This is a genomic window from Pseudoalteromonas sp. TAE79 (genome assembly GCF_000498015.1).
Classification (GTDB): domain Bacteria; phylum Pseudomonadota; class Gammaproteobacteria; order Enterobacterales; family Alteromonadaceae; genus Pseudoalteromonas.
The window spans coordinates 1-14,229 of sequence record NZ_AUTL01000119.1; the positions used below are offsets into that span (position 1 = coordinate 1).

Below are 14,229 nucleotides of genomic sequence, written 5' to 3' on the forward strand. Positions count from 1 at the left end.
GTAAACGTCCGGTGATCATCACCTAGATATTGATATTCCAAGGCAATAATTGTTCTATGTCTGGCTCAGGCTGACAAAGCTCATCGAGGCAATGCATGATGTAATCAAATGGCGTTAAGCCGTTGGATCTTGCTGTTTCGATGATGCTGTATAGGTGAGCGCTTGCTATTGCGCCGCGTGAGGTTTGGCTAAACATCCAGTTCTTACGGCCAATAACAAATGGTTTGATAGCACGCTCGGCGCGGTTATTGTCGATATTAAGCTGACCATTTTCAAGGTAAACTATAAGTTTATGCCATTGATTAGCGAGATAGGTTGCTGCCTCTGCTAACTTGGTTTTCCCGACTAAACGTGGCTGGTTTTGCTCTAGCCATTTATGCAGTTTATCGATAATAGGTTTCGCTTGCTCTTGCCTTATTTCATGCTTTTGTTCTGGTGTTTTATCGTTGAGTTTTGATTCAATGCCGTACAGTTTTTGAATAAGACTCAAGACTACGTCGGCTTTGCCTGTCTTGTTTTTACCCTGCACGTGTTTTGCTTCTATAAATTTACGACGTGCATGGGCCCAGCAACCAACTAGTGTTGATTGCGTTTGTGCATACGCTTGATAACCATCAACCTGTAAATAGCCCGAATAGCCATCCAGATAATTAAGCACACAGGAAGCTGCCCGACTGTTTTGATAGTCGTAAAGCACAATGTTTGGTATTGGGTTGTGTTTATTTATAGCCGATGGCGAATCCGTGCCGGTACAATATAGCCACATGTAACTTTTTACTTTGTCGGCGTTGACCACATTGACCGTCGTTTCATCGGCATGTATCGCAGGCTGTTTAAGTAACGCGTGTTTCAGTCGTTGTATCAGCGGTTCAAACAAGGTAGCGGATGCGACGAGTACCCAGTCACTCATGGTTTTACGGCTAAGCTCAATGCCGTATTGCTTGAACATCGACTCTTGTCTGTGCAGTGGCAGTGCATATTGATATTTGCTGGTGATGATTTGACTTAACAAACTGGACGTGGCCATGCCTTTGTTGATGGCCATGTTTGGCATCTTGGCTTGTTTAATACTGTTATTCGACCCTGACTTATCACATTCACGACACGCGTACTTTGGGCGAATATGCTCAATGACTTTTATCTTTGCGGGGACGAAGTCGAGCTTTTCGCTGACGTCTTCACCCATTTTATGCAATTCATTACCACAGCAGTTACACAACTTGTCTTCTTCGGCAATGTCATGAATCACTTGCTCACGGGGTAAGTCTTTGGGTAATGGTTTGCGCTTTGGTGTTTTGCGAGTGTAGCTAATCTCTTGCGTAGCAAGCTCATCAGGTTGCTCAATGATGTCTTCGGCTTCATTAAACAATTCACCTTGTGCGTCAAAGACTTCGGCACTTTTACCAAATTGTTTTTGTTGCGCTAGGCGGAATTGCTCCTCTAGATACCGGTTTCTCGCAGTCGCTTGCGCTAACTTTTCAGCGTGCTCTACCAACAGCTTTTTAAGCAACGCCGGATCGTTTGGAAGGCGGTTAACATCAATATTCATCCTTTTATTTTATAATGTTTTTTACCGTAAACTAGCTTAATGCGATGGTTAATATTGATCCCGCGACGATCTAAATAATGCTAGCGTTTTCGATGTTGATTTGTTGATGCCCTATGACATCATACCCAGATAATAACCAGTGTAATTGTTGCTCGGTTAAGTTTAGGGTGTCGGCGCTGAGGTTTTTCGGCCATTTAAATTTGTGCTTATCGAGGCGTTTATACCACAGGGCAAAGCCTGTGTTATCCCAATACAATATCTTCAGCTTATCTCGGCTTTTATTACAAAAAACAAACACGGCACCGGATAGCACTGACAGTTCGAGTTCACTTTCAACAATGGCCGCTAAGCCATTAATGGATTTTCTGAAGTCGACAAACTGATTGCAAAGGTACACGTCGGGCACATCAATAAACATGTTCATGCTTGCAGCGCCTTTATTAAATTAGCCACCCATGTAGGCTCAGATGAGGTTGGTATAGTTAAATGAGTTTCACCATGAGATAACGTGATTGAGGCATTCACTTTATGGGGAATGGCTTTGTTTTGCACTTTCACCAATTTAGGTGCTTTTGCAGCGTCTTGTAACTTAGACCGATATTTATAAAAGTTTGAAGTGGGTAACATGTTTTCTTTACAAAATGCGACAATAGATAAGCCGCTGGTTTGTTGCTGCTCAATCAATTTTTGCCAGTCATTAAGGGTTCTTTTTTGCATAATACCTCCAGTAGAAACTGACGGCATTTTCAATTAATTAAATCCACTCTGCTAGGTGTCGTTGCTCGGACGCTTACAGTATATATCCATTTGTACTAAACGTATCAAGAACTAATTTTCTAGATGGGAGAAGGCGCATTTATCAAACATGACATGGGCTAACATAGGTGGCCAAGAATGAATCAGTATGAGAAAGGGAAGCATACACCGGATGCTCAAACCTTGAAGTTAATTGCTGATGAGCTTGGAGTGCCATTGAGCTACTTTTTTTGTGAGGATGTTGATTCTGCAGAGCTTGTCTGCTTGATAGATAAGTTGAATGAGGCCGACAAGAAAAACCTTATCGACCACATTAAGAAAAAGCTTGAAGGTATAGAGTAAGTTTTAATACACCTCTTCAACGTTACTTAATTGAAACAACCTTACTTCGCTTTAGTTGAGCTAACTCTTCACGTAATTGGGAATTTTCAAACTCCAAACCTTCTATATGAGCCAACGCTTGAACCAACTTGTCGTTAAGGTGGTGCTGTGAAGCTGCGAATAGGGCTAGTTTCTCTCTCTCAGCCTCATACTTAGCCTTAAAGTTTTCCTTGATACGTTTCTGTTCTTTGAGCTTAGTGCGTACTGTCTGTATCTCTGGCTGGATGATTTCACCTTTTCCTGCCGCAATCTCTGCTTTAGTTTGCTTCACTTTCTCAACAAACTCAGGGTAGTAATAGCCGCTGCCATTACCTAGGTTAGCTTCTTCCTCAACCGCTCTCACACTGAGCTTACGATGAGTAGGGATGCGCTTAGGCTTGCCTTGTTTAATTCTTTCTAGGGCAGCCTCTAATGCTAGTCGTGTATTTTCGCTCTTACTCATAAATTCGCTACCTTCAAATCAGGTTCAAAAGGCGTGAAGGGCATATCAAAGTCAGCCATGACTTTCTCTGCGGCTCTTACTTGAGTGACATAGTGGCTATGTTCACTTACTGAAATATCTTCGCCAGATTCCATGTAAGCAACTAGACTGCGGTGCTTTTTTCGCCACCATTTAGCCTGTCGTTCGTCAATGATGCTACTACCAGAGCCACAGTCCACGCAGAATTGGGGGGTGACCACACCATCCATATCGCAATCATAACCTGACTTACAATAACTGTGCATGGAACCATGAAGCGTTAACTTTCCATCCTTGACTGCTTTGTATATAACGTCCCAAGAGCTATAAATGGTTGGTACATCACCACGCATTTTCATGATCGCTTTGCCATGAGTGCCTGATAGCGTTTCATTTGTGTGCCATTGTTTGAAGATTTTATTCGCGGTGGTTTCTGCATTGATTTCATCGAGTGCATTTTGCACTTGCTCGTCCACTTTTAGATCCCGTAGGCTCGCTAGCTTCCCACCATTGGTGTACCACTCGGTCATCGCGAGGTATAAGTGCTTGAACTGTTGCTTGAGCGCTACCAATGTTCCTAGACGGTTCTTAATGCAGTAAAAGGCCAAAGTGCGCCTAAACTGATGAGTTGTTATGTGCCAAGGATTTCCAACCGTTACATCTTTTTTCACACGGTTTAATGAGCGAGGGTTTGACTCAAGGCATTCTGCGAAATCCTCTTCAGTTACAATGAAATTGAACTGCTTACAAAAGCGCTGTAGTCGGTGATTCCAGCCTGTAATCAATGCGGGGGGCTTGGAGCGATATGTTTTATTTACCCAAATGGAGTCTTTGTATTTTTTATCTGGGTAAGTGACTTCTTTGCGCCATTCTTCAGTTAATGTGGTCATTAACTCTATTGCAGTTTTGGACGATGAGGCTGTGATCCATGTTTCTCGCTTATGGCCTAACTTAAAAGTGTGAGATTGCAGCAGGTGAAAATCACGTCCTTCAAAGCTATCCTTGTAATAACTTTTAGGCGTTAATTTATCGATTTCGGAATCTCGCATACCACTGAAGCCTCCACAAACGATATAGCAAGCATTAGTTAGTTGACCCCAGTAGCGATTAAAGTCCGTTCCATTTTTTAGTCTAATACTTAGTACTTTAGCTGCTAATGGAGCGACAAGGTCTTTAACTTTATGTGGTTGTAATTCTTGAGCTGCGGAAATGTATTTTCGCTTATCAATGCTACCGTCCTCACCCATGAAGGAGTAACGATTCCCTTGCTTTATTTTTTCTTCAAGATTGCGCACCCCCTCTTCATAGTTATGCTGTAGAGACTTCTCAATATCCAAAATTAATTGTCTATGTGGGTGAGCACCGTTGACCAGTTCTATAGCTTTTCCATAAATTGCATCACATAGACGTTCAGGTATAACAAGAGTTTGTTGTGCTTCATTTGAATTTATCCGTCTTGCTTCAATATTTGACTTTATTGGATTAAGGCCAAGCTCAAGTTTGTGCCATGACTCATCATTTATGGCGGTATTTATTGCCACGAAAGTCGACTCGATGGTTCCTTGGGCATAGCTACATTTTTGCAAGAAGCGCTCAAACTCAGCCCAAACAACAGGTGAGCCAAGATCTTTCAATGAATTATAGTTACTCTCCATCAAGAAACTATAAGCTACCTTTATACTACTTAGTCGAGTGCGAACACTTGAGAACTTTACTGCTTTTTTTTGTTTAGGGCTTTTATTGAATAACCAGCCAAAAGTCAGCAACTTAAGCTCTCGCTGTAATTTAGGAGCACATTTGAATTCCTTTGTGTTTAGATTGTTTTTATCTTTCTTTCGAGAGAAAGGAAAGCAATCCCAATTGTTTTGCCCGAAGGTAGCAGTAACGTTGCCCTTTTTGTCTTTGCAGATGACGACTGCATCTAACTCTTCAAATCGTCCCTCATGGCAGAGTGTAACTACATCAACGTCTTCAACTTTATGTTGCTGTGGAAAATCGGGTAAATAGAGTTTAGATGTATCCATTACCCTACCTCGGCCATTGATTTTGGAATTAACCCTAAAACGGACTCACTGTCATCCCAAGCGGGGTGGTAGCCATCATCGTCGAGCTTGGTTTCTGCCAGCCTCAATAACCGTTTATTGATATTCGGCAGTATCTTTTGCTTAATGAACTGTACGATATCCTCAAAGTTTTTTCGGTAATGGCGGGCATCTAAATGAAGGTACAGTGACTCCTCAATGCAGGCCTTGAAGGAGAGAAGACACCAGATATCTGAGACCGACTGCACAATGATTTGGTCAGGGCAGCCAAAGCACCCCAGTAGATCGGCACAGGCTAATCGCTCCCCCTTCTTGGCAAGCCCTTGCGCTTGAGCTTTCTTGGTATACTTTCGTGACTTTTCACCGAATGGGGCAGCGCAGCTACCACCATTAGAGGTACGGCTTAAATTGGGATGGTTAATCTTGTTCTCTTCCTCTATGACCAGTACCTTAATATTAAGGTTTTCTTGTGCTTGCTGAGTACTAACTCCGCTCTTGATCTGCTCCTCCCGAATTAACAGCGTATCTTGCATCATGCCGTTATTTATCTGCTTATTTCCCTCGCTGTAGTGACGTCTGCGGGTGTTGGGCGTATTGTTAAGCATGAGGTTATTAACCATTTCTCCTTGATGATATGAGGTTAATTGAGAGCCTGTCTCTCTAAAACGGCTAATGACAGGACGTAATCGTCGTCCTAGTTGGTCGGTAAAGCTAAAGTGCTTTTCAACCCAGATTTTTGTGAAGGCTTGTAGTGTTCTCGATGTTAAGGGTTTTGCTTTTTGGAAGGTCACTGTTTGGAGCAGTGTGGCGTCGTTATTTGCATTTATTATTTTTGAAGCATTAATTAGCTTATCGAAAAAATCTAATGCATATTTGGGTACTTCCAACTCATGAGCTCCCATCTCAACTTGGATAGTTTTAAAAGCACGACGCTTGAATGCTGGCATGGTGTACCATGCATCCCCCGTAGACATTGAAGCGTTATTTGGTTGTTTTAGTTGAAGTAAATTACTGGTGTTAGTATAGGTGTAATACGCCAAAAGATATGTAGCTGCACTCATCATTTTTGAAATACCGGCACACAAAGGATAAACCTCGCCTTTCCACTCAAATGTCATCGTAGGAACGACTCGCCATGCATTAATATGTTTGTCAGGAGCTTCGATAAACTGCTTGTAAGTCTGTTTGAAGACTTGCCTTAAAAAGGGGAGAAGTTTGTTTAAATCACTGCGCGTATACGATTCAAAAGATTCAGTATCTCTGCTATCCATTATCACTACATTATCAAAGTAGCTATGTGGTAACTCTAGATACTGAGTAAAGAGTGCGTTCATTTTGCTATGCTTTATCTTATATGTACTACTCTTTAGTACTCCTAACATGACGTTGTTTTGCAATTTAGACATATACTGTTCTAGTGATTTTTGGGTAAATGCTGGCGAATTAATTGCGTCGCATAACTTGAGGTACTGAGAGGTTTCCAAAAATATGGAGTAGAGCCAACAACTGCTACTACCTTCTTCAATTTTTTCATCAAATCGGCCTTTTACCTGAAAGATGAAACTTTTACGACCAGCATCTTCAAACTGCTCTCCTCGTTGCAACCGCTCAGTTTTGGGAACCCCTTTGAAGAAAAAACGATTGAAATCGGCGAGACAATTTTCACCCATAATGCTTAGATTAATGCATAGCTCAGGCTTCCAATTACTTAGGTAAGTGACGTTACTCATCGTCACCTCCTAGCGCTTCGTGCATGATGCTATCAAGGATGCCAAATTTCACCTTGAAGGCTTCTTTGCGTTTTAAGTAACGCAAGTATTTCCAAGTGGTACTTTCGTCTTTATGTCCCATCCAGCTCATTAGCAGCTCCATGCACTCAGTTACGGGCAAATTCGCCGCTAACATATCATTGAGTCGATAAGTGCCATAAGTGGCACGTAAATCATGGAAGCGATGGGCAAATGATGGCTCTGCCCGTTTTATTTCTGCCCTGAACTCAATCCATCGAGCTTCAATGGATTTACCCGTAGCAGGATTACCTTGTTGGCTGACAAAAAGTGGTTCGTGACGATCACAACGCTCTAGTATTTCAATGGTCTTCTGGGTAAAGCTGACAGCATCGCTGTGTAATTGTTCTATTTTCTCGTTAAGCCTAGTAACACGCTTAAGGCGGCGTTCTGAAATTCGATACTCATTCAATGATTGGAGCAAGTTCGATGATATCTCGATAGTTCGAGTTTTTAGGAACTTGGTTTGTACGCCTGTAGAGCGGGGACACAATAGAATTTCAAAGCGATGTTGGCTCTCAGCAAGTGGAGTTGCAGTATCTAACGCATCTAGTGTTAGGGTTGCTACTTCTTCAACCCGCATACCTGTATCAGTCGCAAGCAAGACTTGTAAGCGTAACTCTTCTGACGTTTGTGGAAGGTGGTGCGTTAAAGTACCAAAAGCATCACGGCTTAATGGGGATAGTGGCCTGATGTTTTTACTATCGGCATCCCTCGGTACTTTTATGCGTAAATCACTGGTCTCAACAATGAAAGTTGGAGATACGTGGGCAAGCATCCCACGATTCTGAACAGAGAGGAATTCCATTTTGAATGGCGCTTCCTTCTCACTCTTTACGTATAAGTAACCATCATGCATTAGCCACTTATAGTAATTGACGATTTGGTTCATACGAACACTGGCTGTGCTATGTGCAAGCTCGCCTTGCTTTATTTTCTTGAGTAGATGGGAGCGGAACAGGTAAGTTGGCTTGAGCCGTTTGACTGGTGGGAATTTATCCCAGTTCAACCCCTTGTCCTCAAGAAATTGATAGTAGGCACGTAATGCCTGTGCGCAGGGAGATAGGTCTTCTGCCTTCTTTACGGCCTTGAGATAAAACAGGTAACTGTTGGCTTCGTGATTGAAGATGCCATCTTGCGAAAAGAGTGTTGGTAACGAACCGATATTGTCATTGGAAGGTTGGCAATGGAATGTACCATCATCCAGTTTTTGTAGCTCAGTCTCTTTGAAGACATCGCTGGAGTGTACAAGGTATGTCATAAATCATCCTGAAAGTATCACTGTCCATACATACAGTGTAGACAGTGATTGATTATTTTCCAGAGTTATTTACATGTGTAAGATGCTTTTCCTACACTAACCCCTCATGGTAACAAAATTTAATGTCCACCGACAGTAATAAGTATTTTTTAAACAAAAGTATTAAGAAAAACCATTGTTTTCTGTGACTTGTAGACCTTTTTATCTACTTCCTTAACGAGTAACCCACTTGAAAACAACAAACTTTGAACTCGTAAGTTGATGGCATTTGATGTTTAATACGCACAATTGAAATAGCAAAGGTATTTAAAATGTCAGGTTTAACCGTTGACCAACAATTAGTAGCAGATAGTGACGAACACACACTTTGTTGCGCACTTCCAGGGTCGGGTAAAAGCCATACGATGATCCAGTTAGCGGATAATCTACTTAAAAAAAACAGGTCAAATAAAGTTCTATTAATAACTTTTACTAAAGCGGCTGCAACTGAGCTTACTGAAAGGCTTGGAGCTAAGATAGCACCATCTAATCAACGTAGGGTTATGGCATCTACTTTTGATAGTCTTTTTGGAAAACAAGCTAGGAGTGCTGGTGGTCAAAAGAAGCGAACGTTAGTTGGCGGTGAGCAATATAATTTTATTGAGCGAGCTTTAAGGCAGGTAGGCTTAACAAGCATGGAAACTGATGAGGCAATGGATTGGATTAACAAATACGGTCAAATGTTGAAACCTGAGCCTATTAATGGAGACTACACTTGTCAAGGTTGGCAAGTTTATGACTCATACAGAACTCTTATGAAGCAAAATAATCTGCAAGATTTCAATGAGATTGCTAGACGTGCGTACTTAGGTGTTCAATCACGAGAAATAAAGCCTTGGGATGCAACTCATATACTTGTAGATGAATTTCAGGATTGTAGTGATATTCAATATTCATGGGTGCAAATTCATGGGGAGTTAGGAGCCAAGATTGTTTGTGTAGCAGATGATGATCAAAGTATTTATTCGTTTCGAAATGCCCGAGGTTATGAAAATTTACTTCAATTTCAGCGTGATTTTAATGCAACTGGCTACATATTGAAAAGCTGCTTCCGATGTAAGCCTGAAATATTAAGCGCCTCAAAGAGGCTTATCGAGTTTAATGAGGACAGGGTTTATAAGGAAATGCATTCAACTCATGAACCAGGTGGAACGGTTAATGTATTGGGCTACCTTAGTCAGGCTGATGAGTATCAAGCCATAATTCAGGCTATAACGTCAAATAATGAAAATTGGGCTGTATTGGCAAGAACGAACAGAATATTAGATGAGATAGAGGGTTACTTAAAGCTACATAACTTGCCTTACAAGCGTTTGGGTGGCAAAAACTTTTGGGATGATAATACCGCTAATATTTGTCTTAAATTCTTTTGGAGCTTAGTAAGACCTAGGGATACTCGTTTTATAGGTGAGATATTAGGTTGGTTAGGTGAGCAAGAGGAAGTAATTACATTAATCAATAACAGTATAATGCAACAACGTGTGCCCTTTGTTCAATATATGCCACCAGCATGGATTGATTGGCACCAAGCGACAGAACAACTTCATCAAAACTTTTTAGAATGGGGGAGTGATATTAATGATAGCTCTTCTATCTCTACGAGAATTACTACACTTGTAGAATTCCTTAAAACAGCGAGGCTAGCAAAGGGAAAGGAAGCTAGGTTAATTGAAGTAGTTGGGGATATTTTACAGGGATTGAAAATTGATGGTGGTTTCGTAGACCGTGTTGAAATGATTTCAAAAAACCTTGCTCCAAATTCGAGAGACAATGATGAACCAGAAAAAGGAGTTGTAACCCTTAGCAGCTTACACTCATCTAAAGGCCTGCAGTGGAAGCAAGTATGGATTGCAGCATCTAACCAAGGAGTTTGCCCGTCTAATAAAGCGTTGGAAGGAGAGTCTAGCGGCGGAGTGCCTGAGGAAAGGCGGTTGTATTATGTAGGAATGACACGTGCGGTGGATGAGCTAAATCTAAGTTTTAATTATGGGCCTAGTACAACAGGGTCTAGTAAATCAAAACCGCCATCTCAATTTTTACAAGAGACGTTCCCAACGGAAGTGTCTGAACAATTAGCTAAGGTGCAGAAAGAACTGGAAGCTCTGAAAAATAAAAATGATGATGAATAATTAATGCGTTGATTATATACCCTCATATAGTGCTACATAATCGTCACTTAGGGGGTATTTAAGCCTGACTTTTGATGTGTTTTTAAGTATTATAATTATGAAAATTTCTTCTTTGACTTATGTCCTTATTATCCCACTTACCTTCACCGGTACTTGTTTTAATATTAGAAGAGTTGTGTTTTTTACTCCCAACTGAATCAAAAGTAAGCTCGATTAATATCTTTTAATTGTGTTTAAACCAACTGCCAATTAGTTCTAAACTTTTCGGTAGATTTAACCAAATTTTTATCCTAACAGGAAATACAAATTTTTCCTGATGGGAATTATATATGTGTTTCTTTAGTTAGTTTAAAAATTATTTTTAAACCACTCGGAGGAAATACCTATGTTTACATTTATTATTACATCATTTGTTGTTATCGGTGCTATTAACTTTACTATTCATTTTGCTGCGAAAGCTCACCATGAATATAAAACAGCTGATACACCAATTGAACTTAATGCCAAGCCTATTAGTAACCAATCACCTTTACTTTCTTCATATAATGAAAATAGTACAGTTAATTTTGGTATGCACGCAGGTAAATTATGGTCAGAAGTTCCAACATCATTTTTAGAATTACAGGTTAAAAAAAATACAATATATAAATCTTTATGTATTAAATTATTAAAATCTCGTAAGTCTGAATTTAAAATATAACTATTGCTGCTCAATATTAAATTTATGTTTTAACCTAATTATTAACATTCATTTATATTGGCAGCATCGTGTTTAAATTATTTTATTCATGATCATCATATTCAATAGCGGCTAAATAGAAACATTAAGTAAGTAAAATTTTTTTGCCTTAGGCAGCCAAAGTTTACTTTTCGCTATTGAATATCCCAGTCAGATCCCCCTTCTAAATCTATTTAAGTTTAGTAGCTTTAGATGGTGGATCTGAACTAACTGGGAAAAATGATGAATAATAATACTGCAGAAGATGTTTGTGGCTTGTACGATGTTGAATCTAACGTTGTATATTTTGACACTGGAAAGGTGATTAAGCTACGAGGTCAATTGCTCCGAAATTTACCAAACCAATCGATTATTTATGAAAAACTCAATAGATGGGCTCGTTATAGAGGGCACACTAGAGAGGGTGAGGTTATTGGAGTTTATTAATTCCATGAACATAATCATATAGTCCTATTTGTAATTAATTTTTCAAACAGGCAGCTACTGCAGAGATCACCCTCCTAGGTAGTTTAAAATTTTTTTTGTTGAATATCTTCAGCAAATATATATCTGGCAGAGATGAGTAAGTCCACGATAAATGAATTTCAACCAGCACTTTAATTTTTTCGTTTACCTTTTTAGGTCTTTCACCCAATTCCTTTTTGGTTATGAATTGTCGAAATTATTAAATGCTACCCGTGACCAGCCTTACCGGATTATTTTCCTCTTAGGCCCAATTACTCTGTAATTGTTAAAGTCACACCCAAGTAGCCCTCACTACTCTAAAACTGAGAAATCAGCCCTAGACCATCTGTTAAATAATCGGTCCTTGTTATCTGTTTAAATGAATTTACTTTCTTTTAGATAGTTTTATTTCCCGAACGGGTAGAGCAACACTTTACCCTTCGGGATAAAATGTACCAGCTCTGCTTACGCGTTCAATTAATGTTGTTAATAATTAAACCCTGTGGAGCTATACAAATGATTAAAACAAATGAAAATACAGTTACTTTTGGCGGTACTTTAGGAAAAGATTTAATAGTTAAACAAGGAGAAAAAAGCTTTGCTTATACATCTATTGTTCAAACTACCTATTGGCCTAAACCAGAAGGACAAAGTGGATTTAATGAACGCCATACTTGGATGAACATCAAATTCAATGAAAATCTTCTTAAAAAAATCAACAGTAATGGTGGTTTTTGGAAAGGTGATGAATTAGTAATAAAAGGATATTTAACACAAAGACAAGTAGGTAATGAAGGTCATATGTTAACTGAAATACAAGTCGAGTCTATTATTTCTCATACTCCGTATTCAGTTAAAAAACTAGTTAGACAAGCAAATCAGAATCAAACTAGTCAACCTAACCATCCCAATCAATATCGAGCTCAAAACACTCAAAGCAATGTTAAACCAAACTCTAATAATCATGCTATGCAAGGTAATCAGAGTCAAAATTCGCAATATGCTCAAAGTACACCGCAGCCCGAACATTTTAATGCCCAACCACGTAGTAATCAGCCAAGTTCACAAACTAACGCTAATTATGAAGTGCAGCAGATAAATGAAACTTGGAATGGAGAAGAATTTTATGGGAGCAGAAATCAATAATTTATTATTGTTATCAATCTTTCTTTAAAATTTTAATTCAATACTTACTACCCATCGGGAAGCCATTTTGCACCCGTTGGGATGTATTTTTGCCTCTCGATTTTTACCTTGAGGTTATTATATGTCTTTTACAACAAACGATTCTGATTCAAAAAATATTAAACGCACTTCTGCATATTTAAAACGCCGAGCTTCAAGATTAAGACGAAAGTCCGCTTTAGCTCGCGATAATTCTGAACGTGATTGTTTATTATTTTCTTCTGAAAGAGCACTAAACCTAGCCAATGAACTTTACTTTGCATCTTGTTAAGGAAAGCTCATGGCAAGCTTACATTTCAGATTAGCTCAGATAAGCAAAGGTCCAATCTTACGTCACCGAACTGTTGGTCATCGACTAGCTTCAAAGCGTATGCATATTTATTTCTCAATAGGTAGCAGACAACGTTTCATCATGACTGAAGAAAAGACTAAAAACGGCCGAAAATTTACAGAACTTAAAGAAGATGATTTAGGCAAAAGCTTAATTCAAATCGAAGGTGAATGTGAATTGAAATTAGGCATCAACGAAAACAACTAAACCATTAAAAAACCAATCTGCCAAGCAGGAAATTACTTCCTGCCTACCGGTAGTTTGTGTTTCTTGCTTTCGCAGTAATTATTCTGTGGAGGAATTAAACATGCAACAAACTAACGGTACTTATCAAATAGATCTATTTTCAAATACTCAACCTTTAGCTGCTAATTCAAAATCAGTTAAGAAGAAGGTATTTAGTTCAAAGTTAAAAACTACTCCAAACTCAGTTTCTTTGAACAATGGAAAATCTAGTGTGTCTCTTGCATCTGATGGAATTACTGTTCGTCATCATAATGCTTCTGAAAATCTACCTAATAACATACTTATGTTTAATGATGAGTATGATGCTAGTGCAGACGATTTAGTCATTAATTGGACGGATGAAAATGTATTGGACCTATGGGACGGTATGTTGAATGAACATTTAAAGATGCTACGTCAAACTAAACCAGGTACTAACACTCGTTTAGAAATATTGGAATGGCAAGAATCAGAAAGCTTTAAAGAGCTTTGTGCTGCTATTGCATATAGACCAGATGATATACGTGATGGTGTTCTTGCTGCATTAAATAACTATGATTTTGTAAGCCAAACTCGTGACGTCATTACGTTACTTACTAAGCTTGATGAGTCTGTTATTGCACTTGTAGCGGACGCTAAATTAACTCGACGTGAGTGTAACTCTCGTCTATTTAAAGATCATTTAGCTGATTGGTTCCTATCTTCATTTCGAAAAGCTTCTACAAGCAAAGCGAAATGGGATAAAACTTTTGATTTATTACATTCTGAAAAACTAGATAACTTAGCTAGCGAGATTGGCTTAGATATGTCAGGTGTTATTAATCGCATTAAACCAAAGTTGTACTTTATTCAGAATCCTTCTGAGTCAGAGTTCGACATTTAACTTTTAAAATAAACCAAC

The 14,229-nt window shown here is 39.2% G+C and carries 14 protein-coding genes; 7 read left to right on the top strand and 7 right to left on the bottom strand.

Annotation, left to right across the window (positions count from 1 at the left end):
• Nucleotides 1–22: 22 nt before the first annotated feature.
• The 3 genes from L655_RS0107150 to L655_RS01000000125285 form a co-directional block, all read right to left on the bottom strand.
• Nucleotides 23–1,549, bottom strand: a complete 1,527-nt coding sequence (locus tag L655_RS0107150; protein WP_024603932.1) for an IS66 family transposase — start codon at nucleotides 1,547–1,549, stop codon at nucleotides 23–25.
• Between the two features lie 70 nt (nucleotides 1,550–1,619).
• Nucleotides 1,620–1,973 (bottom strand): IS66 family insertion sequence element accessory protein TnpB, encoded by a 354-nt coding sequence (gene tnpB, locus L655_RS0107155; RefSeq protein WP_024596033.1) that lies wholly within the window; start codon nucleotides 1,971–1,973, stop codon nucleotides 1,620–1,622.
• Nucleotides 1,970–2,266: a hypothetical protein gene (locus L655_RS01000000125285; protein ID WP_024596032.1), complete on the bottom strand. Its 297-nt coding sequence runs from the start codon at nucleotides 2,264–2,266 to the stop codon at nucleotides 1,970–1,972. The genes tnpB and L655_RS01000000125285 overlap by 4 nt, the downstream gene beginning before the upstream one ends.
• Nucleotides 2,267–2,443: 177 nt before the next feature.
• Here L655_RS01000000125285 and L655_RS0107165 point away from each other — a divergent pair, with 177 nt between their 5' ends.
• Nucleotides 2,444–2,647, top strand: coding sequence for a helix-turn-helix transcriptional regulator (locus tag L655_RS0107165; protein ID WP_024604571.1), 204 nt, complete (start codon nucleotides 2,444–2,446; stop codon nucleotides 2,645–2,647).
• Between the two features lie 22 nt (nucleotides 2,648–2,669).
• Here L655_RS0107165 and L655_RS0107170 read toward each other — a convergent pair whose 3' ends face one another.
• The 4 genes from L655_RS0107170 to L655_RS0107185 are packed head-to-tail and all read right to left on the bottom strand — an operon-like array spanning nucleotide 2,670 to nucleotide 8,236.
• Nucleotides 2,670–3,128, bottom strand: coding sequence for a hypothetical protein (locus tag L655_RS0107170; RefSeq protein ID WP_024604572.1), 459 nt, complete (start codon nucleotides 3,126–3,128; stop codon nucleotides 2,670–2,672).
• Nucleotides 3,125–5,170 (bottom strand): hypothetical protein, encoded by a 2,046-nt coding sequence (locus L655_RS0107175; protein ID WP_024604573.1) that lies wholly within the window; start codon nucleotides 5,168–5,170, stop codon nucleotides 3,125–3,127. The genes L655_RS0107170 and L655_RS0107175 overlap by 4 nt, the downstream gene beginning before the upstream one ends.
• Complete coding sequence (locus L655_RS0107180) at nucleotides 5,170–6,918, bottom strand: hypothetical protein (RefSeq protein WP_024604574.1); 1,749 nt, start codon at nucleotides 6,916–6,918, stop codon at nucleotides 5,170–5,172. The genes L655_RS0107175 and L655_RS0107180 overlap by 1 nt, the downstream gene beginning before the upstream one ends.
• Nucleotides 6,911–8,236: a site-specific integrase gene (locus L655_RS0107185; RefSeq protein ID WP_024604575.1), complete on the bottom strand. Its 1,326-nt coding sequence runs from the start codon at nucleotides 8,234–8,236 to the stop codon at nucleotides 6,911–6,913. The genes L655_RS0107180 and L655_RS0107185 overlap by 8 nt, the downstream gene beginning before the upstream one ends.
• Nucleotides 8,237–8,547: 311 nt before the next feature.
• On the opposite strand from L655_RS0107185, the gene L655_RS0107190 reads away from it, so the two are divergent.
• From L655_RS0107190 to L655_RS0107220, 6 genes are all read left to right on the top strand, one after another.
• Nucleotides 8,548–10,404, top strand: a complete 1,857-nt coding sequence (locus tag L655_RS0107190; RefSeq protein WP_024604576.1) for an ATP-dependent helicase — start codon at nucleotides 8,548–8,550, stop codon at nucleotides 10,402–10,404.
• A gap of 385 nt (nucleotides 10,405–10,789) precedes the next feature.
• Entirely contained in the window at nucleotides 10,790–11,104 is a 315-nt protein-coding gene (locus L655_RS0107195) for a hypothetical protein (protein ID WP_024604577.1), read from the top strand.
• Between the two features lie 999 nt (nucleotides 11,105–12,103).
• Nucleotides 12,104–12,733 (top strand): hypothetical protein, encoded by a 630-nt coding sequence (locus tag L655_RS0107205; RefSeq protein WP_024604579.1) that lies wholly within the window; start codon nucleotides 12,104–12,106, stop codon nucleotides 12,731–12,733.
• A gap of 121 nt (nucleotides 12,734–12,854) precedes the next feature.
• Nucleotides 12,855–13,043, top strand: coding sequence for a hypothetical protein (locus L655_RS0107210; RefSeq protein ID WP_024604580.1), 189 nt, complete (start codon nucleotides 12,855–12,857; stop codon nucleotides 13,041–13,043).
• A gap of 9 nt (nucleotides 13,044–13,052) precedes the next feature.
• Nucleotides 13,053–13,310, top strand: a complete 258-nt coding sequence (locus L655_RS0107215) for a hypothetical protein (RefSeq protein WP_024604581.1) — start codon at nucleotides 13,053–13,055, stop codon at nucleotides 13,308–13,310.
• A 250-nt stretch (nucleotides 13,311–13,560) separates the two neighbouring features.
• Nucleotides 13,561–14,211, top strand: coding sequence for a hypothetical protein (locus L655_RS0107220; protein WP_125825544.1), 651 nt, complete (start codon nucleotides 13,561–13,563; stop codon nucleotides 14,209–14,211).
• Nucleotides 14,212–14,229: the final 18 nt, after the last annotated feature.

Bases quoted from the DNA above. Each gene is read 5' to 3' on its own strand.
- L655_RS0107165 (WP_024604571.1), top strand. From the start codon at position 2,444: ATGAATCAGTATGAGAAAGGGAAGCATACACCGGATGCTCAAACCTTG.
- L655_RS0107170 (WP_024604572.1), bottom strand. From the start codon at position 3,128: ATGAGTAAGAGCGAAAATACACGACTAGCATTAGAGGCTGCCCTAGAA.
- L655_RS0107190 (WP_024604576.1), top strand. From the start codon at position 8,548: ATGTCAGGTTTAACCGTTGACCAACAATTAGTAGCAGATAGTGACGAA.
- L655_RS0107195 (WP_024604577.1), top strand. From the start codon at position 10,790: ATGTTTACATTTATTATTACATCATTTGTTGTTATCGGTGCTATTAAC.
- L655_RS0107215 (WP_024604581.1), top strand. From the start codon at position 13,053: ATGGCAAGCTTACATTTCAGATTAGCTCAGATAAGCAAAGGTCCAATC.
- L655_RS0107185 (WP_024604575.1), bottom strand. From the start codon at position 8,236: ATGACATACCTTGTACACTCCAGCGATGTCTTCAAAGAGACTGAGCTA.
- L655_RS0107150 (WP_024603932.1), bottom strand. From the start codon at position 1,549: ATGAATATTGATGTTAACCGCCTTCCAAACGATCCGGCGTTGCTTAAA.
- L655_RS0107180 (WP_024604574.1), bottom strand. From the start codon at position 6,918: ATGAGTAACGTCACTTACCTAAGTAATTGGAAGCCTGAGCTATGCATT.
- L655_RS0107210 (WP_024604580.1), top strand. From the start codon at position 12,855: ATGTCTTTTACAACAAACGATTCTGATTCAAAAAATATTAAACGCACT.
- tnpB (WP_024596033.1), bottom strand. From the start codon at position 1,973: ATGAACATGTTTATTGATGTGCCCGACGTGTACCTTTGCAATCAGTTT.
- L655_RS0107205 (WP_024604579.1), top strand. From the start codon at position 12,104: ATGATTAAAACAAATGAAAATACAGTTACTTTTGGCGGTACTTTAGGA.
- L655_RS0107175 (WP_024604573.1), bottom strand. From the start codon at position 5,170: ATGGATACATCTAAACTCTATTTACCCGATTTTCCACAGCAACATAAA.
- L655_RS01000000125285 (WP_024596032.1), bottom strand. From the start codon at position 2,266: ATGCAAAAAAGAACCCTTAATGACTGGCAAAAATTGATTGAGCAGCAA.